The sequence below is a fragment of the Streptomyces sp. NPDC047042 genome (assembly GCF_040644035.1).
Taxonomy (GTDB): domain Bacteria; phylum Actinomycetota; class Actinomycetes; order Streptomycetales; family Streptomycetaceae; genus Streptomyces.
The window spans coordinates 1-21,710 of sequence record NZ_JBEYVP010000039.1 but is presented as its reverse complement, the minus strand read 5'-3'; the positions used below and the strand labels follow the sequence as shown (position 1 = coordinate 21,710).

Below are 21,710 nucleotides of genomic sequence, written 5' to 3'. Positions count from 1 at the left end.
TCGGTCACTTCTCGTTCCGCCCTGGTTCTGTGGGAGACACGGCCTGGTGCCGGGTGCCGTTCACGACTCGCCGAACCGGTTGTCGAGCAACTCCAGCAACTCGTCGGTGCTGCCGACGGCTTCCAGGCTCGGCGTCTGGTCCGCCGTGCTGCCGGTGCCGCGCACGGCCCCGAGAAGGGACTCGACACGGGCCGCCAGCCGCAGCCGGACCGAGTCGTCGGCCAGCAGGTCCTGGAAGTCCGCCTCGATCCGGTCGAGCCGGCCGATGACCGCCTCGGCCGTGGGGCTCTCCTCACTGAAGAGTTCGGTGAGCAGGTGTTTCGCGAGGCGGGCCGGGGTGGTGTGGTCGAAAAGCAGCGTCGGCGGCAGGGTGAGGCCGGTGGCCCGGCCAAGCCTGTTGCGCAGATCGACCGAGAGCAGTGAGTCGAACCCGGCCTGCTGGAATTCCTGGTCCGACGGCAGTTGGTCGTCCGCGCCGCGGCCCAGTACCACAGCGCCGTTCGTCCGGACCAGCTCCAACAGGGAGCGCTCGCGGTCCGTGGGTGTCATCGCGGCCAGCCGCTCTCGGATGCCGTCACCGCTGCCCCCGACGGGGGTGTCGGCGTCCTGCCGTTCGATGACTGCCTCGACGAAGTCCTCGATGAGGGGACTGCTGCGTACCGAGGTGAACACCGGGACGAACCGCGCCCAGTCGACGTCGGCGATCACCTCGAACGCCCGATCCGAGGACAGAGTCCGGTACAGGCCCTCGAAGGCGGTGGACGGGTCGAGGAACGGCAGGCCCTGGCGGACGACGCGTTCGACGTTCGCGCGGTCCTTGGTGACCTCCTCGTCCCAGATACTCCATGCCAGCGACGTCACCGGGAGCCCCTGCGCGCGGCAGCGTTCGGCGTACGCATCGAGATGCGCGTTGGCCGCACCGTAGGCGCCGTGATCGCCGCTGCCCCAGACCCCGGCGATCGAGGAGTACAGGACAAGTTCGCGCAGATGGGCGGGGTCGAGCAGTTCGGCCAGGTTCACCGCGCCCGCCACCTTCGCGTCCACCACTTCGCAGAAGTGCGACAACGGGGCCGACTCCAGGGGGGCGATGTCCAGGTGGGCGGCGGCATGCAGGGCGGTGGTCACCGGATGCCCGGCGCTCTCCAGTTCGCGGAGTACCCCGTTCAGACGTTCCCGGTCCCGTACGTCGCAGGAGAACACGGTTGCGGCGCAGCCCGACTCGCCGAGTTCGGCGACGAGTTCCGGCATACCCGGCGACTGCGGTCCGCGCCTGCTCAGCAGGGCCAGGTGCTTTGCTCCGCGCTCGGCCGCCCACCGGGCGAGATGCGGTCCCAGCGATCCGCCCGCGCCGGTGATCAGCACGGTCCCCGAGGGCTGCCACATGCGGTCCGCCGCCAGGACCGGCGGCTCGTGCCGGACAAGCCGGCGTACCCGGGTGTCGGAGGCACGTATCGCCAGCTGGTCCTCGCCGTGGCCCCCGGCCAGCACCCGCAGCAGTGTCGCGACGGCGCCCGTGTCGGGCTCCGCAGGAAGGTCCACCAACCCTCCCCAACGCCTGGGGTGCTCCAGGCCCACGACCCTGCCCAGACCCCACACCTGGCTCTGCTCCGGGCTGCGCGGGACTTCTCCGGCACCCACGGCACCGCTCGTGACCGCCCACAGAGGAACGTCGATCCCCAGGTCGCCGAGGGCCTGGACCGCGGTGACGGTCAGCGCGAGCCCCGTGGACAACCCCGGCAACGATGGGTGCGGCCGATCGTCCAGGCCCAGCAGGGACAGCACACCCTCGTACTCCGGCCGCTGACCGCCGTCCGCTGCCGCGACCTTGGAGCCCACCACTGCACGGTCGGCGTCTTCCGCCTCCAATGTCAGGGGGGTCAGGTCCAGTCCCTGCTCCACCAGCAGGGCCCGCAGCCGCTCGGACGCGGCAGTAGCGGGCGTCAGCAGCAGCCATCGTCCCGAGGGTGCCGTGCCACCGCCGAGCGGGTGGTCACGCCATGCGATCTCGTAGTGCCAGGAGTCCAGTTCGGCTCGCCGTCTGCTTCCGCGGCGCCAGTCGGTGAGCGCCGGCACCACCTCGGCGAGGCCCTCCACACGGCCGATCCGATCAGACAGCTGGTCCAGATCCCCGCGCTCGACCGCGTCCCAGAACCAGGCGTCCGTGTCGGACCCGTGAGACACCGGCCGACCTGCGGAGGCGTCCAGCCAGAAGCGGCGGTGCCGGAACGCGTAGGTGGGCAGGTCCACGCGGCGGCCCGCCGGGAGCACCCGAGCCCACTCCACCGGGAGCCCCCGTGTGTACCCCTCGGCCAGCGACAGGAACATGCGGTCCATGCCTCCGTGGTCCCGGCGCAGCGAGCCGCACACCACACCGCCGCCGTCCAGCGTGTCCAGCGTCTCCCGTATGCCGACCGCGAGCACCGGATGCGGGCTGCACTCGACGAAGAACGAGAACCCGTCGGCGGCCAGCGCCTCGACCACGTTCTGCAGCAGCACTGTCTCCCGCAGGTTGCGGTACCAGTACTCCGCGTCCAGCTCGGATCCGGACAACCGGGTGCCGGTCACCGTCGAGTACAGCGGTACGGTGCCGGCCCGCGGGGCGATGCCCGCCAGCTCGGCCAGCAGCCGCTCGCGGACCGCCTCGACCGCCGGCGAGTGCGAGGCGTAGTCCACGTCGACCCGGCGGACCTGGACGCCGTCCGCCCTCGCGGAATCGATCAGTTCGCCGAGCGCGTCGTCCGGACCCGACACCACCACGGAGCGGGGCCCGTTCACCGCGGCGACCGACAGCCGGTCGTCCAGCCGGTCCCGTACCTCCTGAGCGGACAGGCCCACGAACACCATTCCCCCGGTCCCGGAGAGCTCGGCCAGCAGGCGAGATCGGGTGGCGACCACCCGGGCCCCGTCGGCGAGCGACAGCGCACCGGAGACGCAGGCGGCGGCGATCTCCCCCTGTGAGTGACCCACCACGGCATCCACCGGAACGCCCCAGTGCTGCCACATCCTGGCCAGCGACACCATGACGGCGAACAGGACAGGCTGGACCACGTCCACGGTCTCCGGCACCGAGCTGTCCGCGCCGCGCAGGACCTCCGAGAGGGACCAGTCGACGTGGGGTGCCAGCGCCTGCTCGCACTCCCGCACCGCGGCGGCGAACACCTCCGACTCGTCGAGGAGGCGGCGACCCATGCAGAGCCACTGCGAACCCTGTCCCGGGAACGTCAGCGCCACTCGGCCGCGTCGCGTCGTGTCGGTGACCACCGACGCGGGGCGGACCGCGCCCGCGGTGCCGAGTGCGTCGAGCCCGGACAGCAGCTCCTCCCGGTCCGCTGCGACCACCACGGCACGGTGGTTGAAAGCGGAACGGGCAGAGGCGAGCGACCACGCCACGTCGGACGGGGCGAGACCGGGACGGGCCAGCAGGTGTGCGCGCAGTGCCCGCGCCTGCGCGGGCAGGCCGTCCGCGGTCCTGGCCGAGAGGACGAACGGCAGCGGCCCGGCCTCCGTGCCCGGCTCGGCGCCGCTCGGCGGCGCCCCGGTGTCCGCGTCCGGCGGGAGCTCGGTCGTGCGCAGCGGATCGCCTTCCTCCAGGACCACGTGCGCGTTGGTGCCGCTGATGCCGAACGAGGACACCCCCGCCAGGCGTGGACGCCGGCCGCGCGGCCAGGACCGTCCCTCGGTCAGCAGCGCCACCGCGCCCGCCGACCAGTCGACCTCTTGCGACGGGGTGTCCGCGTGCAGTGTCCGCGGCAGCATCTCGTGCCGCATGGCCTGCACCATCTTGATCACACCGCCGACGCCGGCCGCGGCCTGGGCATGGCCCAGGTTCGACTTGAGTGAGCCCATGTACAGCGGCCTGTCCCGCTCCCGTTCGTGGCCGTATACGGCGATGAGTGCCTGGGCCTCTATGGGGTCGCCGAGCCTGGTACCGGTGCCGTGCGCCTCGACGGCGTCGACGGCGGAGGCCGGGACCCTCGCCTGACCGAGAGCGGCCTCGATGACCCGCTGCTGCGAAGGCCCGTTCGGCGCGGTCAGGCCGTTGGACGCGCCGTCCTGATTGACGGCTGAACCTCTTACGACGGCCAGCACCTCGTGCCCGAGACGCCGGGCGTCGGAGAGCCGCTCAACAAGGAGCACACCGACGCCCTCCGACCAGCCCGTGCCGTCCGCGTCGGCGGAGAACGGCTTACAGCGGCCGTCCCGGGCCAGCCCGCCCTGGCGGCTGAACTCGACGAAGATGTTGGGCGACGCCATCACGGTGGCCCCGCCCGCCAGCGCGAGGTCGCACTCTCCCTGCCGCAGCGCCTGGCAGGCGAGGTGCAGGGTGACCAGTGAGGACGAGCAGGCCGCGTCCACCGTGATCGCCGGGCCCACGAGGCCGAGCAGGTAGGCGAGCCGACCAGACATGACGCTGTTGCTGTTGGCGATGCCGAGGATGCCTTCGAGGCCGTCCGGGATGCCGTTCAGCCGGTTGTAGTAGTCGTTGTACATCGTTCCGGCGAACACGCCGGTACGGCTGCCGCGCAGTGACTGCGGATCGATGCCGGCGCGTTCGACGGCCTCCCACGATGCCTCCAGGAAGATCCGATGCTGGGGATCCATCGCCAGCGCCTCGCGCGGGGGGATGCCGAAGAAGTCCGTGTCGAATCCTGCGGGGTCGTCGATGAACCCGCCCTCGCGCACATAGCTCTTGCCGACGCGATCCGGGTCGGGGTGGTAGAGGTCGGCCAGGTCCCAGCCGCGGTCGGAGGGGAACCCGGTGATGGCGTCCGCCCCGTCGGCCACCAGCCGCCACAACTCCTCCGGCGAGGTCACTCCGCCGGGGAACCGGCACGCCATGCCGACGATAGCGATGGGTTCGGTGCTGGTGTCCGCGGCGGCCGTAACGCCCGGGACACCCGGAATGGCCGCAGAATCGTCCCTTGCGCCAGGGATCTCCGTCGACAGATGGGCGGCCAGGGCTGCCGGGCTGGGGTGGTCGAAGACGACTGTGGCGGGCAGGCGCAGTCCGGTCGCGGCATTGAGATGGTTGCGCAGTTCGACGGCGGTGAGCGAGTCGAAGCCGAGGGCCTTGAACGCGCTGTCGTCGTCGACGTCCGAGGCACCCGAATACCCGAGCACACCGGCGACATGTGTGCGTACCAGGTCGAGAAGCGAGCGTTCCCGGTCGGCGGCGGGCAGCTCTGCGAGCCGCGCAGCCCACGACGAACTGTCTGGCCCCGAACCGGCGTCGCCGGAGCCGACGGCGCGCCGAACCCGGTGCGCGAGGCCGCGCAGCAGCGCATGGGGTTTGACGCCGGGTCGCGACAGGGCGGCGGTATCCACCCGGGTCGCCGCCAGTACGGCCTCCCCGGCGCGCTGCGCGGCGTCGAACAGAGCGGCGCCGTCTTCGGCGGACAGTGGCGGCAGGCCGGAGCGGGCCATCCTTCTGAGGTCGGTCTCGTCCAGGTGGCTGGTGCTGGTGCTTGCTGACTCCCACAGTCCCCAGGCGATGGAGACGGCGGGCAGCCCCTGGGCACGGCGGTGGTGGGCGAGCGCGTCGAGGAAGGAGTTGCCCGCGGCGTAGTTCGCCTGTCCCGCCGTGCCGAGGAGGCCGGCAAGGGACGAGTAGAGGACGAAGGCGTCAAGGCTGAGATCACGGGTGAGGTCGTGCAGATTCCAGGCCGCGTCGGTCTTGGGCCGCAGGACGGTGTCGAGCCGCTCGGGTGTGAGGGCGGGGAGGACCCCGTCGTCCACGACGCCCGCGGCGTGCACCACTGCGGTGAGCGGACGGTCGGCGGGGATGTCGGCCAGGACTCGGCCGAGGGCGTCCCGGTCGGAGGCGTCGCAGGACGCGAAAATGACCTCGGCGCCGGAACCGGTGAGTTCCGCGGCGAGTTCGGCGGTGCCCGGTGCCTGGATTCCGCGTCGGCCGAGCAGCAACAGATGCCGCGCGCCATGCCGTTGGACCAGGTGCCGGGCCAGCAGGCCGCCCAGAGCGCCGGTGGCACCGGTGATCAGGATCGTGCCGCGGTCCCAGCGCGGCACGCCCTCTTCGGCGTCGGCGGCTGCCGTGCGGGTCAAGCGCGGTGTCAGCAGTTGGCCGGCGCGCAGCGCCAGCTGGGTCTCTCCGGCGTCCAGCGCCGCCGCGACCGGCCCTGCGTCATGTCCCACGGCCTCGATGTCCACGAGAGCGAAACGGCCCGGGTTCTCCGCGACCGCCGAACGCACCAGGCCCCACACACCGGCGTGCACGAGGTCCGGAACGTCGTCGGCGTCCACCCCCACGGCCCGGCAGGTGACCACCACCAGCCGGGAGGCAGCGAACCGCTCGTCCTGCGACCAGGTCTGGACGGTCTCCAACAAAGCTTGCACCGCCGTGCGGGCGCGGGCCCCGGTCCTCTCGTCGATGGTGCCATCGGGCGACAGCGGCAACAGGACCGTGTCCGGTGCGGGATCGCCGTTCTCCACCGCGCGTACTAGTTCGCCAAGACCGGCGTATGAGTGAACCTCATCGTCGGTCGTGAAGGGTTGTATGCCGCCCAGGACCGCCCAGGTTCCGATGGCTCCCGTTGTCCCGTCGATGTGGCGCGGCGTCCACTCCACACGGAGCAGGCTTCCCCGTGAGCCCCGGCTGGATCCGGGCCGTGCGTCACGGGTGAGCGGTCGCAGATCCAGGTTCTCCACCGTGGCGACCGGAAGGCCTGCCGCGTCGGTGACGACCAGGCGCACGGTCTGTTCGTCCCTGGCCGTCAGCCGCACACGCAGCTCGGTGGCACCGGCGGCGTACACCCGTACACCGGACCAGGCGAACGGCAGCAGCGCGGGACCGTCCGCGCGGGCCACGCCTGGCAGCAGTGGGTGCAGCGCCGCGTCCAGCAGGGCGGGGTGCACGACGAACGAGGCCGCGTCCGCGCGCTCCTCATCGCTGAGCGATACCTCGGCGTAGAGGTCACCGTCCGCCCGCCAGACGCGCCGAAGCCCCCGAAAGGCGCTGCCGTAGCCGTAGCCGTTGTGGGCGAGCCGCTCGTAGAGGCCGTCCTGGACCTGGATTTCCTCCGCGCCGGCGGGCGGCCACACCGAGAGGCCGACGGGGACGTCCTCGTCCTCATCGGCGGGGGCGAGGATCCCGCTCGCGTGCAGGGTCCAGGCCGAACCGTCGTCGTCTGCGTCCGGTCGCGAGTACACGCCGACCGTGCGGTGACCCGAGCCGTCGGACTCGCCGACCACGACCTGGAGCCGTACGTCACCCCACTCCGGCACTGTCAGGGGAGTGGCGATCGTCAGGTCCTGCACGTAGTCGCAGCCCACCTGGTCTCCGGCGCGAAGCGCCAGATCGACGAAGCCCGTTGCCGGCAGCAGGACCTCGTCGAAGACCCGGTGGGCGGCGAGCCAGGGGTGGGAGCCCAAGGAAATACGCCCGGTGAACACCGTCTCATCGCGGTCGGCGACACCCAACGCCGTGCGGAGCAGGGGATGATCCGCGGTCACCAGCCCGAAAGCTGACGCGTCACGGGGAGCGGACGTGCCCTCCAGCCAGTACCGCGTCCGCTGGAAGGCGTACGTCGGCAGATCGATCCGCCGGGCGCCCGTTGCCTCGAAGACGGCGTCCCAGTCCAGGCCGACACCGCGGGCCCAGGCCTGCCCGACGGAGGTCCACATTCGTTGCGGACCGCCTTCGTCGCGGCGCAGTGAGCCGAGGACGGCGACCTCCGCACCGGCGGCCTCGGCGGTTTCCTGCACGGCGACCGTCAGCACGGGGTGGGCACTGGGCTCGATGAACGTTCCGAACCCGTCGTCCAGGAGCCTGCGCACCGCATCGTGCAACTCCACGGTCTGCCGCAGGTTGCGGTACCAGTAGGCGGCGTCGAGTTCCGGGCCATTCATCCACTCACCGGTGACGGTGGACAGGAAGGGGATTTTCGCCTCGTGGGGGCGTATCGCAGACAGCAGCTCGCTCAGTTCCTCCTCGACGAGCTGCACATGCGCGGAGTGCGAGGCGTAGTCGACGGGGATCCGCCTGGTCCGCACATCTTGGCGAGCCAGGGTTTCCAGGAGCTCTTCGAGCGGCGCGACCTCGCCCGACACGACTACCGAGGACGGGGCGTTGACGGCGGCGATCTGGAGGCCGTCCCCCCAGGGCGCGATGCGCTCGCGGACCTGTTCGGCGGTCAGGGCCACCGACGCCATGCCCCCCAATCCCGCCAGCACCCGCCCGATGGCCTGGCTGCGCAGCGTCACCACGCGGGCAGCGTCCTCCAGCGTGAGGATCCCGGCTGTGAAGGCCGCCGCGATCTCGCCCTGCGAGTGGCCGACCACCCCTTCCGGGCGTACGCCGTACGACTGCCACAGTGCGGCGAGGGACACCATCACGGCGAACAGGACGGGTTGGACGACGTCGACACGGTCCAGGGACGGGGCGCCGTCGGCGCGACGCAGGACCTCCTCAAGGGACCAGTCCACGAAGGGCGCGAACGCGTCTGCGCAGGCGGCTATCTGTTCGGCGAACACAGGGGAGGAGTCCAGGAGTCCCGCAGCCATGCCGGCCCACTGGGAGCCCTGCCCGGGAAACACGAACGCGGTCCTCGACGGTGCCGCGGCGCTGCCCTCGAGCAGCGCGGCCCCATGACCGCCGTCGGCGAGGACGCGCAGCTGCTCCAGCGCCTTCTGCCGGTGGGAAACCACGATCACGGCACGCCGGTCGAGTGCCGTCCGCGTGGTGGCCAATGAGTACGCCACGTCCAGTGATGTCTGCCCGGGGTTCTGCTCCAGGTGCTCCAGCAGTCGGCCCGCCTGCCCGGCCAGCGCCTGTCGTGTGGCCGCAGACAGCACCCATGGCACGACGGGTACCGCCGGCGGTGACCCGACGGCGGGGGACTCCTCGGCGGGCTGCTCCTGGATGTCCTCTTCCACGATGACATGGGCGTTCGTGCCCCCCAGGCCGAACGACGACACGCCCGCCCGCCGTGGTCGCGCTTCCACCGCGGCCCACTCACGGGCCTCGGTCAGCAGCCGCACCTCACCGGACTCCCAGTCCACCAGGGGGGTCGGAGTGTCTACGTGCAGAGTCCTCGGCAACACCCCGTGCCGCATCGCCTGCACCATCTTGATCACACCGCCGACCCCGGCGGCAGCCTGGGCGTGCCCGATGTTCGACTTCAACGACCCCAGATAGAGCGGCCGTTCAGCCGTGCGCTGGTGTCCGTACGTAGCCTGCAGGGACTGCACCTCGATCGGATCCCCCAACCGGGTACCGGTTCCGTGCGCCTCCACCGTGTCCACGTCCGAGGTCTTCAGCCCGGCGTTCGCCAGGGCCTGCCGGATCACGCGCTCCTGCGACGGACCGTTCGGTGCCGTCAGCCCGTTGGACGCCCCGTCCTGGTTCACGGCGCTGCCTCGCACCACCGCCAGCACCCGATGACCCGCCCGCCGCGCATCCGACAGCCGTTCCACGAGCAGCAGTCCTACGCCCTCCGACCAGGCGGTGCCGTCCGCCGAGGCGGCGAACGACTTGATCCGGCCGTCGGGCGCCAGACCGCGCTGACGGGAGAACTCCACGAAGCCGACCGGGGTGGACATCACCGCCGCACCGCCGGCCAGAGCGAGATCGCACTCGTCCTGACGCAGGGCGTTGACCGCGAGGTGCAGGGCCACGAGGGAGGAGGAGCAGGCCGTGTCGACACTCACGGCCGGCCCTTCCAGCCCGAAGGTGTAGGCGAGCCGGCCCGCCGCGATGCTGCCGGCGCTACCGCTGTAGAGGTAGCCTTCCAGGCCCTCCACCGGAAGATGCGGGCGAGAACCGTAGTCGGTGTACATCAACCCGGTGAAGACCCCGGTCCGGCTCCCCCGGTACACGGTGGGATCGAGCCCGGCGTACTCGAAGCTCTCCCAGGCGGTCTCCAGCAGCAGCCGCTGCTGGGCGTCGGAGGCGAGTGCCTCGCGCGGTGACATGCCGAAGAAGCCGGGGTCGAACCGGTCGGCGTCGTGGAGGAATCCTCCGTGGCGGGTGTAGGAGGTTCCCGGTTGGTCGGGGTCGGGATCGTAGAGCTTGTCCAGGTCCCAGCCGCGGTTGTCGGGGAACTCGCTGATGGCGTCGACTTCGTCGGAGACCAGCCGCCACAGGTCCTCGGGGGAGGCCACGCCGCCCGGGTAGCGGCAGGCCATGCCGATGATCGCAATCGGTTCCTGCACCCTCGCCTCGACCTCATGCAGGCGTCTGCGTGCGTCACGCGCGTCGGCGATGGCCCGCTTGAGGTACTCGCGGAGTTCTTTCTCGTCAGCCACGTGGGTCAGCTCCCAGGGATGAAGTACGTGCCCTGATGTGGGCGTGCGTGTGGTCGGGGTGGTTCCGGGGGAGGGACGAGCGGGTCCCCTTTGCCGTTCGTCGGTCGGGTCGATCGACAGCAACGAGCGGGTGCCTGTTGCCAGTTGTGGGTCGGGTTGGGCGGCGTGAGTGAGAGAGCGTCCGCTGCTCGTCAGCCGAGTTCGTCGACCAGGGCGAACAGGTCCTCGTCGCTGGCGGATTCGAGGTCGTCGCCGGGCCCGGCGGCACGGCTGGCCTCTCCGAGGAGGGCGAGGAGATCGCGCAGCCGCGTGGTGATCTCCTGCTGCGCTCTGAGGTCCGCAGCCACCGGGGGGATCATCGTCCTGAGCCGCTCAAGCTCGGCGATCACCGGTCCGGCGGGCGACAGCTCGTCCGCGAACCGCGTGTGCAGGTGCGCGGCGAGGGCTGCTGGGCTGGGGTGGTCGAAGACGAGGGTGGCGGGCAACCGCAGTCCGGTGGCGGTGGTGAGGCGGTTGCGCAGTTCGACGGCGGTGAGCGAGTCGAAGCCCAGGTCCTGGAAGCTCCGTCCGGTCTCGACGCCGTCGCTGCGGTGACCGAGGACCTCGGCGACGTGGATCCGCACCAGGTCCTGGAGAACGCGCTCACGGTCGGGGGAGGGCAGCCCCGCGAGCCGCTCGGCCAGTGACGGCCCAGCCCCCGGCCCCACGTCGCCGGATCGGGCGCTGCGCCGTGCGGGGCGCATCAGGCCCCGCAGGAGTGGATGGGCCTCGGCGCCGGAGTGCCGTAGCGCCGTGGTGTCGATGTGCGCGGCGGCCACCACGGGCTCCTCGGTGTCTCCCACGGCGTCGAAGAGGGCGATGCCGTCCTCGGTGGTCAGCGGCAGCAGGCCGGTGCGCGCGAGTCGCTGGAGGTCGTTGTCGTCGAGATGGCTGGTGCCAGTGCTGGTTTCCCGCCAGAGCCCCCAGGCGATGGAGCGGGCGGGGAGCCCCTGGGCACGGCGGTGGTGGGCGAGCGCGTCGAGGAAGGTGTTGGCGGCGGCGTAGTTGGCCTGCCCCGCTGTGCCGAGGAGACCAGCGAGGGAGGAGTAGAGGACGAAGGCGTCGAGGTCATGCCCGCTAGTGAGTTCGTGGAGGTTCCACGCGGCTTCGCTCTTGGGTCGCAGGACAGTTTCGAGGCGCTCGGGTGTGAGGGCGGAGAGGACTCCGTCGTCGACGACGCCGGCGGTGTGGACGACGGCCTTGAGGGGATGCTCGGCCGGGACGGCGGCGAGGACGCGGGCGAGGCTGTCGCGGTCGGCGGCGTCGCAGGCCGCGAAGGTGACATGGGCGCCGGCCGCGGTGAGTTCGGCGGTGAGTCGGGTGGCGCCGGGTGCCCGGTCGCCGCGTCGGCTGAGCAGAAGCAGGTGCCGGGCGCCGTGGCGCTCGACGAGATGGCGGGCCAGATGGCGGCCCAGGGTGCCGGTGGCACCGGTGATGAGGGTCGTGCCGTCTCCCCAGCGAGGCGTGTCCTGTTGCCCGGGGGCGGCGGTCGCGCGGGTCAGCTTCGGGCTCAGCAGTCGGCCCGCGCGCAGCACGAGCTGGGTCTCGCCGGTCGCCAGCGCCCCGGCGAGTGCCGCGGGGTCGTACGGGGTGCCGTCGGTGTCCAGGAGGGCGAAGCGCCCTGGCTCCTCCGTGGAGGCCGAACGCACCATGCCCCACACGCCGGCGTGCACGAGATCCGGCGTCTCCTCGCGGTTTACCGCCACGGCCCCCCGGGTGACCACCACCAGCCGGGAGCCGGCGAACCGTTCGTCGCGCGACCACTGTTGAGCCACCGCCAGGACCCGCCGCAGTGTGTGGCGGGCGGCTGCGGGGACCGTCTCGTCCCCGGTGTGCTGCGCCAGCGGCAGCAGCACCGTGCCGGGGACTCGGGCGCCGGCGTCGGCCGCCCTGGACAGTTCGGTGAGGTCTACGGCGGACACCGCGTGGCCGGCCGGGGCCACAGCCGTGTCGTCGCCGAGCACGGCCCATTCGCCGGTCCGGGCACCCGGGCCCGCAGTGGGCGCGTCGCTCCACTCGATTCGGAACAAGCCGTCCTGGGTGCCGCGGGCGACCTGGGCGAGGGTATCTCGAGACAGCGGTCGTAGGACCAGTGAGTCCACGGTGGCCACCATGGCGCCGGTGCCGTCCGTCGCGGTCAGGGAGGCCGCGGTGTCTCCCTGCCACGTCAGGCGCGCGCGCAGCAGCGACGCGTGCGCCGCGTGGAGTGTCACTCCCGACCAGGCGAATGGCAGGAACGGGCCACGGTCTGGGCCCGCGACGCCCGGCAGCAGGGCGTGCAGCGCCGCATCGAGCAGGGCGGGGTGTAGGAGAAAGGTTCCTGCGGCGGCACGTTGATCGTCGGGCAGGGCCACCTCCGCGAAGATTTCGCCGTCGGAGCGCCAGACGCGCCGCAGTCCGCGGAAGGCGGGTCCGTAGCGGTAACCGTGTTCCTCCAGACGGTCGTACACCCTGTCCAACGGCACCTCCCGGGCACCGGCCGGCGGCCACACCGGTGACTCGGCCACGGGTTGGGCGCCGACCGGCGCGAGTGTGCCCTCGGCGTGCTGGGTCCACGGCCGCCCTGGCTCGGAGTCCGGGCACGAGTGGACCGACACGGCGCGTTTCCCGGAGTCGTCGGCCGCACCGACCACCACCTGGAGCCGTATGCCGCCCAGCTCGGGCAGCGGCAGCGGAGCGGAGAGCATCAGCTCTTCGACGCGTCCGCAGCCGAGCTGGTCGGCGGCGCGCAGCACGATCTCCACCAGGCCGGTGCCCGGCACGACGACCGTGCCGGACACGGCGTGGTCGGTCAGCCAGCTGTGTGTCGCTCGCGACAGGCGGCCGGTGAACACGGTCTCGTCGCGGCCGGCCATACTCAACGCCGCTCCGAGCAGCGGGTGGTCGGCGGGTGAGAGACCGAGTCCGAAAGCGTCGGCAGTCACCGGTGCGTTCATCAGCCAGTGCCGCGAGCGCTGGAACGCGTATGTCGGCAGTTGCACAGTCCGGCCACGCGGGAACAGTTCGGCCCGGTCGAGCGGGTGACCCCGCAAGTACGCCAGCACCAGCGCGGTGGTCACCGTCTCGCTCTCCGGCCGGCCGACGCGCAGCACGGGGGTCAGGGAGGCGGCCGGTGTCATCAGGCAGTCCTGGACCAGGGCCGTCAGCACCCCGTCGGGACCGATCTCCAGGTAGTCGGTGACCCCCTCCCGCTCCAGAAAGGCGACACCGTCGGCGAACCGGACGGTCCCACGGATGTGGCGCGCCCAGTAGTCCGGCGAGCACAGCTGTTCCGGGGTGGCGCGGACGCCGGTCACGTTGGAGACGACGGGTACGCGAGGGGCGTGGAAGGTCAGGTCTGCCACCTCGTCGAGGAACTCGCCAAGGATCTTGTCCATGTGCGGGGAGTGGAACGCGTGGGAGACTTTCAGGCGCCGGCTCTTGCGGCCCAGGGAGCGCCAGTGGGCGGCGACCTGCTCGACGGCCTTCTCGTCACCTGAGATGACGGTGGCCCCGGGGGTGTTGACGGCCGCTATCACGACCGCGTCGTCCAAGCCGGTCAGGGAGTCACGAACCTCCTGTTCGGCGGCTTGGAGGGCGGCCATCGCCCCGCCTTCGCCGACGGCCTGCATCAGCCTGCCGCGCGCGGCCACCAGACGGCACGCATCCGCCAGGTCCAGCACCCCGGCCAGGTGGGCGGCTGTGACCTCACCGATGGAATGGCCGAGCAAATGGTCGGGGACCAGGCCATGGTGTTCGACCAGTCGGTGGAGGGCGACCTGGATCGCGAAGAGCGCGGCCTGGGTGTAGGCGGTCCGGTCCAATAGGACCGCCTCCTCGGTGTTCTCCGAGGCGAAGAGCACTTGCTTCAACGGCCGGTCGAGCAGGGGGTCGAGATGAGCGCACACCTCGTCCAGGGCCCGCGCGAAGACAGGCGACGCGGTGTACAGCTCACGGCCGGCGCCGAGTCGCTGGCTGCCCTGGCCGGAGTAGAGAAACGCGATCTTGCCGCGCGGGGCCGGGTCCGCCCGCACCACCGTGGGCGGGTCGCCGCCCTCGGCCAGGGCGGCGAGGGAGCCCAGCAGGCCGTCGAGGTCGGAGCCGACGACGGCCGCCCGGTGCCGCAGTGATGCGCGCGTGGTGGCCAGGGAGAACGCCACATCGGCGAGACGCGGTCCGGGGCGCTCGGTCAGCTGGGCGTGCAGCCGCCGGGCCTGGGCGCGCAGCGCCGCCTCGTCCGCTCCCGACACGATCCACGCCACCGCGGTACCGGTGCCCGATGCCTCGCCGGGTTCGGGCTCGGCGATGGGGACGGGGCCCTGCTCGATGACGACATGCGCGTTGGTGCCGCTGACACCGAACGCCGAGATGCCGACGCATCGAGGTCGGCCGTCGGGTTTGGGCCACGGCCGGGCCTCGGTCAGTAGCCGGACGGCCCCGGCCGACCAGTCGACGTGCGGGGTGGGCTCGTCGACGTGGAGGGTCTTCGGAAGGACGCCGTGCCACATGGCCTCGACGCTCTTGATGACGCCGGCGATGCCCGACGCGGCCTGTGTATGGCCGATGTTGGACTTCAGTGAGCCGAGCCACAGAGGCCGGTCCGCGGGGCGGTCCCGTCCGTACGTGGCGAGCAGCGCGCCCGCCTCTATCGGGTCGCCGAGCGAGGTACCGGTGCCGTGCGCCTCCACGGCGTCCACATCGGCGGACCGCAGGCCTGCGTTGGCCAGGGCCTGCCGGATCACCCGTTCCTGGGAGGGGCCGTTCGGAGCGGACAGTCCGTTGCTCGCCCCGTCCTGGTTGACGGCCGATCCGCGCAGGACGGCCAGGACCCGGTTGCCCTGTCGCCGGGCGTCCGACAGCCGCTGCAGCAGGATCAGACCAACACCCTCCGACCAGGCGGTGCCGTTCGCGGATGCTGCGAACGGCCGGCACCGCCCGTCGGCCGCCAGACCGCGCTGCCGGGAGAACTCCACAAAAGTGGAAGGGCCGGGCATCACCGTGGCGCCGCCGGCGAGCGCGAGGTCGCACTCGCCCTGCCGCAGGGCGCCGGCCGCCATGTGCAGGGCGACCAGAGAGGAGGAGCACGCAGTGTCGACGGTGACGGCGGGCCCTTCCAGGCCCAGGGTGTACGCGATACGACCGGAGGCCACACTGCTCAAATTGCCGGTCAACAGGAAACCCTCGAACTCCTGCGGGGCGTCGGCGACGCGGGTGGCGTAGTCGTCGTGCATGACGCCCGCGAACACGCCCGTACGACTGCCCTTGAGGGCCGTCGGGTCGAGCCCGGCGTTCTCGAAGGTCTCCCAGGCGGTTTCCAGCAGCAGCCGCTGTTGTGGGTCCGTGGCCGTGGCCTCGCGCGGTGACATGCCGAAGAAGCCGGGGTCGAACTGGTCGGCGTCGTGGAGGAATCCTCCGTGGCGGGTGTAGGAGGTTCCCGGTTGGTCGGGGTCGGGATCGTAGAGCTTGTCCAGGTCCCAGCCGCGGTTGTCGGGGAACTCGCTGATGGCGTCGACTTCGTCGGAGACCAGCCGCCACAGGTCCTCGGGGGAGGCCACGCCGCCCGGGTAGCGGCAGGCCATGCCGACGATCGCGACCGGCTCCTGCGGATCGGCCGTGGGCACGGTGACAGGGGCGGGTTCGGTGGTGTCGCCGAGCAATATCCGGATCACTTGCTCCGCCACCGCCCGCGGAGTGGGATGGTCGAAGAGGACTGTTGGGGGCAGCCGCAGACCCGTGACCTCGCACAGCCGATTACGGATCCGCAGTGCTCCCGCGGAGTCGACGCCCATGGACCGGAACGCCTCGTCGGCGCCGGTGACCGTGATGGATGGCGCCAGTTCCGCGGCCACGGAGTCTGTCACCAGTCGTACGGCCTCGGTGAGCCGCTCCGCCGGGCCGTACCCCAGCAGCCGATCGAGGGGGCCGGCCACGCCCGCCGTGTCGTCCCCGTCGGCCGCGACCGAGGCCAGCGGGTAGGAGGGGAGGGTGACGCGGCGGGCGCCCGGCAGGATGGTATTCCAGTCGGGGGCAACACCGTTCAGATGGGCCGTCGCCAGAGCCGTCAGATGGCGGTCGAGTCCGGCGTCGTCACGGCGCATCGTCTCCAGGACGACCACGTCCTCACCGATGTGCGCGGCGGTCTCTTCCACGGAGAGGGTCAGGACCGGATGCGGACTGATCTCCACGAACACACGGTGACCCTCGCTGAGCAGCGTCTCGGTGACGTCTTGAAAACGGGCGGGCTCCCGCAGACTGGTGAACCAGTGCTCGGCGTCCAGATTCCCGGTGTCAAGAGGACGGGGCGTGGTCGATGTGTAGACCGGGATCTCCGTGGCACGAGGCCGGACCGCAGCCGCTTCCCGCACCAGGTACTCGTGGATGGGCTCCATGTATGGCGAGTGCCCGGCGATGTTGATGGGCAGTAGCCGGGCACGCACGCCCTGGGCACGCAGCCGGTCCAACATGGTGGCGCCGGCTTCGCCGGACCCGGCCACGACCGTCGCGTTCGGACCGTTGACGACAGCGACGTGCAGGTCCAGACCCCACTCGGCGATCAGTTCGGCCGTCCGCCCAGCGGGCAGGGACACGGCGACCATGTCGCCCTGCCCCTGGAGGCGGGCCAACGCCTTGCTGACCGCGCAGACCAACCGGGCGCCATCCGACAGGGACAGGCCGCCCGCAGCGGTCACAGCCGCGATCTCGCCGAAACTGTGTCCCACGACGGCGGCCGGCGTGACGCCGTTCGACCGCCACAGTTCCGCCAGCGAGACCATGACGGCGAACAGGGCGGGCTGGATCACTTCCACACGGTCCAGCGAGACCGCGCCCGACAGTACCTCGTTGGGGTCGAATCCGGCGAAGGGCCGCAACGCGTCTGCGCACTCGGCCAGCTTCTCCCGGAAGACCGGTGCCGTCGCGGCCAGTTCAGCGCCCATGCCGAGCCACTGGGCGCCCTGGCCGGGGAAGACGAAGACAGCGCTGCCCGGTCCGGACTCACCGTGCACCATGCTGTCGCCCGACGTTCCTGCGGCAAGGGCCCGCAGTGCGCCGATGGCCGAGTTCCTGTCCCGCGCCGTGATCAGATGGCGGTGCGGCCAGACGGTACAAGCGGTGGCCAGGGTGAACGCGGTGTCGCGCAGGGAGACCTCGGGACGGCGCCGCAGATGCTCGGCCAGCTCACCCGCGCGGGACCTCAGTGCGCTCACGCTGTGGCCGGAGAGCAGCAGCGGTACCCCCGAGTCGGGGGAGTGAGGTGCTGACGCGCTTGTACGCAAGCGCGGGGAGAGTGCCCGCAGCCACGCCGACCGTTTCCCGGCGGCCAGGGGAACCGGCCCGTAGTTTTCGGCCGACGGCGTCCCCAAGACAAGTGCGACAGCGTGGGACTTGCCGTCGGTTCTGTCGTACGAGACCACCATCGCCGGGCGTTCGCCGCGCAGGCACTTCTCGGCGCTGTCGAACGGAGTTGCAGTTTTCGGCGAGCGGATCTCCAGGGCAGAGACCGGGTCCCCGGCCGTCTGGTACTCCGCGTCCGGCTCGGCGAACACCACCACCCGGCGGGAGGACGACGGCACTACTCCGGAGTCCTCGACGGCCCTCCAGACGACAGACAGGACCGGATCGGACTCCTGGCCGTGCGCGATTCCGACGACAACCATCTGATCAGTGCCCTGTGCCACGAAACAGCAACTCCCTGTGGGGCCGGAGGTCCGCCGAAGCGGCTTTCTCCCTCTGTCATGGGGTAGATCGCTTGATAGTTAATCAACCGACCTCCGAGAATTACCCCCCTAATCACCCCTAGAGTCGGTCTTGGCACCGCTAAAATTACATAATCGACCGATTGCCTACCCGTGCTCGGGTTCCCCGCAATACACTGAGGCGTTGCATGGGCCTGGAGAGCCGCTGGGCGGATTCATCGGGCGCCATGCCATCGTGGCCGGGACTGGGAAGAAGACGAAGAAACCAGCGATTGGAAAGACGATGCCAGTATTTGACCCCCTGCCTGAAGCTCCTGCCGTAGACCGACTTCCCCTGCATTTCTGGAACAGGCCGGACTTCACAGTCGTACCCTGGCCCGAGGACACTTGGAAGATAGGCTACAACTCGTATACTTGGCTGCTTGAGGGTAACGGTGAACGTGCGGTTCTGAAAGCCGTACCCAAGGAACAGCAGATCAAATTCGAATCCGGCCTGCGTGCAGCGGAAATGTCGGAGCGGGCGGGTATTCCGTCTGGTGCTCCCCGTCCGGCCCTTGACGGCAAGATCGTCGTCGAGCACGGCGACTGGTGCTGGGCTCTGCTCGAATATGTCGCCGGTCGGCCCACAGACCCCGAGAATCCCGCAGAGCTGGCACAGGCGGGCCGGACTCTCGGCCGCATCCACGCCGCTCTGCGCGACGTCCCCCCGCTGCCGCAGACGATGGCGTGGAATCAGATGGACTGGGCGCTCGCGGATCAACCCTTCCTGGATGGACTCGACTGGATTCAGAAAGCCATCCGCGAAGGTTTTGACGCCACGCCGAAAACACTGTCGGACGGGATAATACATTGCGATCCACGGCTGACTGAGTTCCGCTTCGACGGCGACCGGGTGGGTCTCCTCGACTGGGGCGAGGTGATGCACGCTCCTCATGTGTTCGACCTTGCCGCGACACTGAGTTTCCTGGAGGAGGAAACAGACTGGGAGCCCTATGTATCCGGCTACCTGGAGACATCTCCCGGACCAGTGGACGACCTGATTTATCTGCCCATCATGCTCAAGACAAGGGCCGCTCTGGAGGGGTGGGTCTATGCGCGACGGAAGTACTACGGGATCGACCTGGGACAGGTCGCCGAGCACACCAACGCCAGCCTGATCGAGCGTTCCCGGGAGAACATCCTCGCGGCCGAAGCCCTGCCCAAGGACTTCTACATGCCCTGACGCCGGTTGGGCGATCGGGCGGCGCCGGCCGGAGGTTCTCACGGGGTCGGCCGGAGCGGGCAGCGCGCCCCAGGGCGATTGCATGATCGAGATCGGTCTGGGTCCGTCACGTGGGATCGAGAACTCCGATGGTGGGTTGTGCAGAGAAGCCATGGCACGGGGCAGGGTCCCGGTACGGACCTTGGAGTCGCCCTTTCGGAAGGCCGAATGGCTAGTGCTGTGGCCGCATAGGTTCACCGAGTTGAGTGCGCTCAGTCGAGCCGCGCCGCCTTTCACACCCACGACGTCCGGCGGGGCAGACCGTCCAGGTCCCCGCGTCCGGTGCACCACAGCAGTACTCGGACGGGCTCGCCGGGCGGGGCGTCGGGGAACAGCCGGTCGAGCACGCCCGCGCACAGCGGTGCCGGCGGCAGCCAGTCCACGCCCGGTCCGCGGGTGATGTCGTGGGTGTGCAGCAGGACCTCGGCGACGCCCATCGCCGCGAACTCTGTCGGGTCGTACGGGCCCCAGTGCCAGGCCCGCAAGGACCGGTCGGCGGTCGCGAGCGCGCTGCCGAGTAGCCCGCTGCAGGCGGCGGCCACCTGCAGCACCTCGGCAGGCGAGGCGGTAGGTCCCACGCGCAGATCGAAGGGGAGGTAGGCGTCGGCCGGGTTCGCGGCGAGCTGACCCGCGTAGGCCAGCAGGTCGTGGCCGATGTGCGCGGCCGTCTGCCGGCAGCTCCACTCCAGCGGGCCGGCCGGAACCGTCCAGTCCTCGCCCATGCGAGGCCCCAGTACCTCCAGCATCTCCGCCACGGCGGCCTGAACGTTTTGGTGGTCCATGTGGAGCTCCTCGCAAGGCAGGTTGTGGTGCGGCTGTGCTGTTCGTTCGTTCAGGCCGCGGCGGCGATGGGTCTGCCGCCCCAGCGGATGCCCTTCTCGCTGCGGATCCGGGCACGTTCCTTGCGCTGGGCCGCGAGGAGGTCCGGGTGGCGGGCGTTGGTGTTGCGCCAGCGCAGGTAGGCATGCAGGGACCGAGTCTGGATGGTGTGGTTGCGGTGGTGGGAGTTGGCGACGGTGAACTGCCGCAGCGGTCCGAAGTTGGCCTCGATCGGGGTGAAGCACAGCTCGACCCGGTTCTTCTTCGCCCAGCACCGGATCTGCTCGCCCTTGTGGGCGGACAGGTTGTCCGGGATCACGTAGATCGGGGCGCCGTCCGGGCGGGCGGTCCGGATCGACTTCAGCGCGGCCAGCGTCTTCGCGGTGCCCTTCTTCCTGCGGTTGACGCCCCACAGGGTGCCGTCGCCGACCGAGTATCAGCCGTGAAAATAGCGCACTCCGTGGGTGCGGTGGTAGGTCGCGGGGTGCCGCTCGGGCCGGCCCTGCTGGGCCCAGCACGATCCGGCGGTGGGCCGGATGCCGAGCGGCCCGAACTCGTCGAACGCGAAGACACGGTACGGGAAGCGCGCCAGCACCTCCTCGATGCGGTCCAGCTTGGCGTCGCGCTCGGGGTCAGGCGACTCCTTCCACGTATTGGTGCGCTGGAAGGTGACGCCCCGGCGGGCGAGCAGGCACCGTAACGCCTCCCGGCCGATCCGGATCACGCGGCCGTGCACTTTCCGCAGGTAGGCGGCGAGTTTGCGGATGGACCAGCGGGTGAAGGGCTGCCCCAGCTTGGTCGGGCGGGTGGTGGGATGACGAAGTCCTCGTCGTCAGTGCTGAGCAGGCGGGGACGGCCTCCCGCCCACCGAGGGTCCAGGCAGCCCAGGAGGATCTCTTTGAAGCGGTGGATCACATCCCGGACAGTGTCCTCGTCGGCCTGCACCAGCTGCGCGATCACCGGCACCCGGTTGCCGCCAGCCGAAGCCAGCAGCACCATCGCGCGCCGGTACCGCACCGAACTGGTGCTTCCCCGGCGCACGATCTGCTGCAGCTTCTGACCTTCCTGGTCGGTCAGTCTGCGCACACGGACAGGCTCAGCCACCACACATGCCCGAGCGGGATGCGCCGCCACGGAAGTAGCTTCCTGACCTGGGCGTACAGACCCGGATGGTTCTTCTCCTCAACCGTGTAGGGCGTCGGCAATCAGTGAGCTTCTTCAGCGTTGCCGCTCCAGCGCGAGAGCGGGCGCCGGGTCTGCTGAAGGTCCTGCGCGAGGTCGATGCGGCCTTCGTCCTCCTGGACGGCACACTTGCCGAGCGCGACCGGGTCGGCGCTCCGTCCGCCCTACGCGAGGAGCTGAAGCCGCTCTCGAATTCGCGACTGCTCCGCCGGTGCGCAGAACTGGCCGACACCCGCGAGGGCAACCCTGCAGCCGACACGGCGGTCTTCACACTGCGGCTGCTGGCACAGCGCGTCGTGCAGCTTCGACACGAAGCCACCGGGCTCGAAAGGCGGATGGCCATAGCGATCCGGGCGACCGCGCCCAGCCTGCTGGAGCAGTGTCAGCGCTCACGGAATGTTCCCGTCGGGGTGTGATCCGCTCACGGAATGTTCCCGCGGGCCGCTCGTCGGTTCCCGGTAGTGCGCTCGTGA

General features: G+C 70.7%; 4 protein-coding genes and 2 pseudogenes. 2 read left to right on the top strand and 4 right to left on the bottom strand.

Annotated features, from left to right (window positions below; all coding sequences use genetic code 11):
* Positions 1–60: 60 nt before the first annotated feature.
* Complete coding sequence (locus tag ABZ855_RS36690; RefSeq protein WP_360814376.1) at positions 61–10,263, bottom strand: type I polyketide synthase; 10,203 nt, start codon at positions 10,261–10,263, stop codon at positions 61–63.
* Positions 10,264–10,454: 191 nt separating this feature from the next.
* Positions 10,455–17,957: an SDR family NAD(P)-dependent oxidoreductase gene (locus ABZ855_RS36685; protein ID WP_360814374.1), complete on the bottom strand. Its 7,503-nt coding sequence runs from the start codon at positions 17,955–17,957 to the stop codon at positions 10,455–10,457.
* 202 nt (positions 17,958–18,159) lie between these two features.
* Between ABZ855_RS36685 and ABZ855_RS36680 the strand changes: the two genes are divergently transcribed.
* Positions 18,160–19,197, top strand: a complete 1,038-nt coding sequence (locus ABZ855_RS36680) for a phosphotransferase (RefSeq protein WP_360814371.1) — start codon at positions 18,160–18,162, stop codon at positions 19,195–19,197.
* 272 nt (positions 19,198–19,469) lie between these two features.
* Here ABZ855_RS36680 and ABZ855_RS36675 read toward each other — a convergent pair whose 3' ends face one another.
* Together ABZ855_RS36675 and ABZ855_RS36670 are read right to left on the bottom strand one after the other, a co-directional pair.
* The gene (locus ABZ855_RS36675; RefSeq protein WP_360814369.1) at positions 19,470–20,018 is read right to left on the bottom strand and encodes a maleylpyruvate isomerase N-terminal domain-containing protein; all 549 of its coding nucleotides are present in this window, start codon (positions 20,016–20,018) and stop codon (positions 19,470–19,472) included.
* 50 nt (positions 20,019–20,068) lie between these two features.
* Positions 20,069–21,159: pseudogene (locus ABZ855_RS36670) on the bottom strand (IS630 family transposase).
* Between the two features lie 137 nt (positions 21,160–21,296).
* On the opposite strand from ABZ855_RS36670, the pseudogene ABZ855_RS36665 reads away from it, so the two are divergent.
* A pseudogene (locus ABZ855_RS36665) lies at positions 21,297–21,389 on the top strand (IS5/IS1182 family transposase); the annotation flags it as partial.
* Between the last annotated feature and the right edge of the window lie 321 nt (positions 21,390–21,710).

Coding starts and splice junctions, on each gene's coding strand:
- ABZ855_RS36675 (WP_360814369.1), bottom strand. CDS start 20,018: ATGGACCACCAAAACGTTCAGGCCGCCGTGGCGGAGATGCTGGAGGTA.